This is a genomic window from Nonomuraea sp. NPDC050786, from assembly GCF_040654115.1.
In the GTDB taxonomy this organism is placed as follows: Bacteria; Actinomycetota; Actinomycetes; order Streptosporangiales; family Streptosporangiaceae; genus Nonomuraea.
In genome coordinates this window covers 1,381-4,999 of sequence record NZ_JBFAHJ010000069.1, presented here as the reverse complement: position 1 = coordinate 4,999, position 3,619 = coordinate 1,381, and the positions used below count along the sequence as shown (strand labels likewise).

The following is a 3,619-nucleotide window of genomic DNA, read 5'->3' as shown; positions in this document are numbered from 1 at the left end:
TACGCGTCCGTTTCTTGAGAACTCAACAGTGTGTTAAAAGCCAGTGCATGAGATAGATACATGCATGACCCCGTCATGATTGACGGATATTGCTTGGATTCACAATCCAGACAGAAGACATTGTTTGGAGAGTTTGATCCTGGCTCAGGACGAACGCTGGCGGCGTGCTTAACACATGCAAGTCGAGCGGAAAGGCCCTTCGGGGTACTCGAGCGGCGAACGGGTGAGTAACACGTGAGCAACCTGCCCCTGACTCTGGGATAAGCCCGGGAAACTGGGTCTAATACCGGATATGACCGCCCCTGGCATCGGGTGGTGGTGGAAAGTTTTTTCGGTTGGGGATGGGCTCGCGGCCTATCAGCTTGTTGGTGGGGTAGTGGCCTACCAAGGCGACGACGGGTAGCCGGCCTGAGAGGGCGACCGGCCACACTGGGACTGAGACACGGCCCAGACTCCTACGGGAGGCAGCAGTGGGGAATATTGCGCAATGGGCGGAAGCCTGACGCAGCGACGCCGCGTGGGGGATGACGGCCTTCGGGTTGTAAACCTCTTTCAGCAGGGACGAAGTTGACGTGTACCTGCAGAAGAAGCGCCGGCTAACTACGTGCCAGCAGCCGCGGTAATACGTAGGGCGCAAGCGTTGTCCGGAATTATTGGGCGTAAAGAGCTCGTAGGTGGCTGGTCGCGTCTGCCGTGAAAGCCCGCAGCTTAACTGCGGGTCTGCGGTGGATACGGGCCGGCTAGAGGTAGGTAGGGGCAAGTGGAATTCCTGGTGTAGCGGTGAAATGCGCAGATATCAGGAGGAACACCGGTGGCGAAGGCGGCTTGCTGGGCCTTACCTGACGCTGAGGAGCGAAAGCGTGGGGAGCGAACAGGATTAGATACCCTGGTAGTCCACGCTGTAAACGTTGGGCGCTAGGTGTGGGGGTCTTCCACGATCTCCGTGCCGGAGCTAACGCATTAAGCGCCCCGCCTGGGGAGTACGGCCGCAAGGCTAAAACTCAAAGGAATTGACGGGGGCCCGCACAAGCGGCGGAGCATGTTGCTTAATTCGACGCAACGCGAAGAACCTTACCAAGGTTTGACATCACCCGGAAAGCTCCAGAGATGGGGCCCTCTTCGGACTGGGTGACAGGTGGTGCATGGCTGTCGTCAGCTCGTGTCGTGAGATGTTGGGTTAAGTCCCGCAACGAGCGCAACCCTTGCTCCATGTTGCCAGCACGCCTTTCGGGGTGGTGGGGACTCATGGGGGACTGCCGGGGTCAACTCGGAGGAAGGTGGGGATGACGTCAAGTCATCATGCCCCTTATGTCTTGGGCTGCAAACATGCTACAATGGCCGGTACAGAGGGTTGCGATACCGTGAGGTGGAGCGAATCCCTAAAAGCCGGTCTCAGTTCGGATTGGGGTCTGCAACTCGACCCCATGAAGTCGGAGTCGCTAGTAATCGCAGATCAGCAATGCTGCGGTGAATACGTTCCCGGGCCTTGTACACACCGCCCGTCACGTCACGAAAGTCGGCAACACCCGAAGCCCGTGGCCCAACCCGCAAGGGGGGGAGCGGTCGAAGGTGGGGCTGGCGATTGGGACGAAGTCGTAACAAGGTAGCCGTACCGGAAGGTGCGGCTGGATCACCTCCTTTCTAAGGAGCTACTTTCACCTTTCACCGGCGCACGTTCGGTGGGGTGACAGCTCACTAGTGGAGCACTGGCTACTCAACCAAGCCTGGTTGTCTTCCGGTCTAGTACCGCCTCTCTTCGGAGGGGAGTGGGAGCGACCGCGAGAGAGCTGGGGTTGGTTGGACACACTGTTGGGTCCTGAGGAAACGGGCGACCGGTTCTTCTGGATGACAGGGCCGCTGAAGCATCTTTTCGGAGTTGTGGATGCGGTTGCTGTTTGTTGTTTGAGATTTGCATAGTGGACGCGAGCATCTTTGTGGCCAAGTTTTTTAGGGCACACGGTGGATGCCTTGGCATCAGGAGCCGATGAAGGACGTGGGAGGCTGCGTTAAGCCTCGGGGAGTCGCCAACCAGACGTTGATCCGGGGATGTCCGAATGGGGAAACCTAGCACCAGTCATGTGGTGTTGCCTCCGCCTGAATGTATAGGGCGGTTGGTGGTAACGCGGGGAAGTGAAACATCTCAGTACCCGTAGGAAGAGAAAACAATATGTGATTCCGTGAGTAGTGGTGAGCGAAAGCGGATGAGGCTAAACCGGGCGTGTGTGATAGCCGGCAGGCGTTGCATGTTCGGGGTCGTGGGACCTTCTGGGTTGATCTGCCGGTCGACCAAGCAGTGATAAACCTGTCTGATAGTTGAAAGCTCTGGGAAGGGCTGCCGTAGACCGTGAGAGCCGGGTAGACGAAATTGGATGGGCTGCTGGAGGGGATCCCAAGTAGCACGGGGCTCGAGAAATCCTGTGTGAATCTGCCAGGACCACCTGGTAAGCCTAAATACTCCCTGATGACCGATAGTGCACGAGTACCGTGAGGGAAAGGTGAAAAGTGCCCCGGTGAGGGGTCGTGAAATAGTACCTGAAACCGTGTGCCTACAAGCCGTAGGAGCTTACAGCAGCTTGCTGTTGTGTGATGTGACTGCGTGCCTTTTGAAGAATGAGCCTGCGAGTTATGGTGTGTGGCGAGGTTAACCCGTGTGGGGGAGCCGTAGCGAAAGCGAGTCTGAAGAGGGCGTTTGAGTCGCATGCTGTAGACCCGAAGCGGAGTGATCTACGCATGGGCAGGTTGAAGCTCAGGTAAGACTGGGTGGAGGACCGAACCCACCAGGGTTGAAAACCTGGGGGATGATCTGTGTGTAGGGGTGAAAGGCCAATCAAACTCCGTGATAGCTGGTTCTCCCCGAAATGCATTTAGGTGCAGCGTCGCGTGTTTCTTGCCGGAGGTAGAGCACTGGATGGCCGATGGGCCCGACAAGGTTACTGACGTCAGCCAAACTCCGAATGCCGGTAAGTGAGAGCGTGGCAGTGAGACTGCGGGCGATAAGGTTCGTAGTCGAGAGGGAAACAGCCCAGATCACCGACTAAGGCCCCTAAGCGTGTGCTAAGTGGGAAAGGATGTGGAGTCGCAGAGACAACCAGGAGGTTGGCTTAGAAGCAGCCACCCTTGAAAGAGTGCGTAATAGCTCACTGGTCAAGTGATTCTGCGCCGACAATGTAGCGGGGCTCAAGTACACCGCCGAAGTCGTGGCATTGACTTCTTTGTGGAGTTGATGGGTAGGGGAGCGTCGTGCAGCTGGTGAAGCAGCAGAGTGATCTAGTTGTGGAAGCTGTGCGAGTGAGAATGCAGGCATGAGTAGCGAATCGAGGGTGAGAAACCCTCGCGCCGGATGACCAAGGGTTCCTGGGGCAGGTTAATCCGCCCAGGGTAAGTCGGGACCTAAGGCGAGGCCGACAGGCGTAGTCGATGGACAACGGGTTGATATTCCCGTACCCGCTTCAATGCGCCCATACTGAACCCCTTGATACTAAGAGTCCTTAAGTCAGCTGGTCCTTCGGGACTGGTGTTAGACCGAACGCTCGGCCTGATTGGGTAGTAGGTAAGCGATGGGGTGACGCAGGAAGGTAGTCCAGCCCAGGCGATGGTTGTCCTGGGGTAAGCATGTAGC

2 rRNA genes (1 of these 2 cut by a window edge) are annotated in these 3,619 nt (G+C 57.3%); both read left to right on the top strand.

Annotated features, from left to right (window positions below):
* Positions 1-121: 121 nt before the first annotated feature.
* Positions 122-1,641 (top strand): 16S ribosomal RNA (locus tag AB0H84_RS53300).
* Between the two features lie 295 nt (positions 1,642-1,936).
* Positions 1,937-3,619, top strand: a 23S ribosomal RNA gene (locus AB0H84_RS53295); its annotated part runs 1,380 nt beyond the window's last position; the annotation flags it as partial.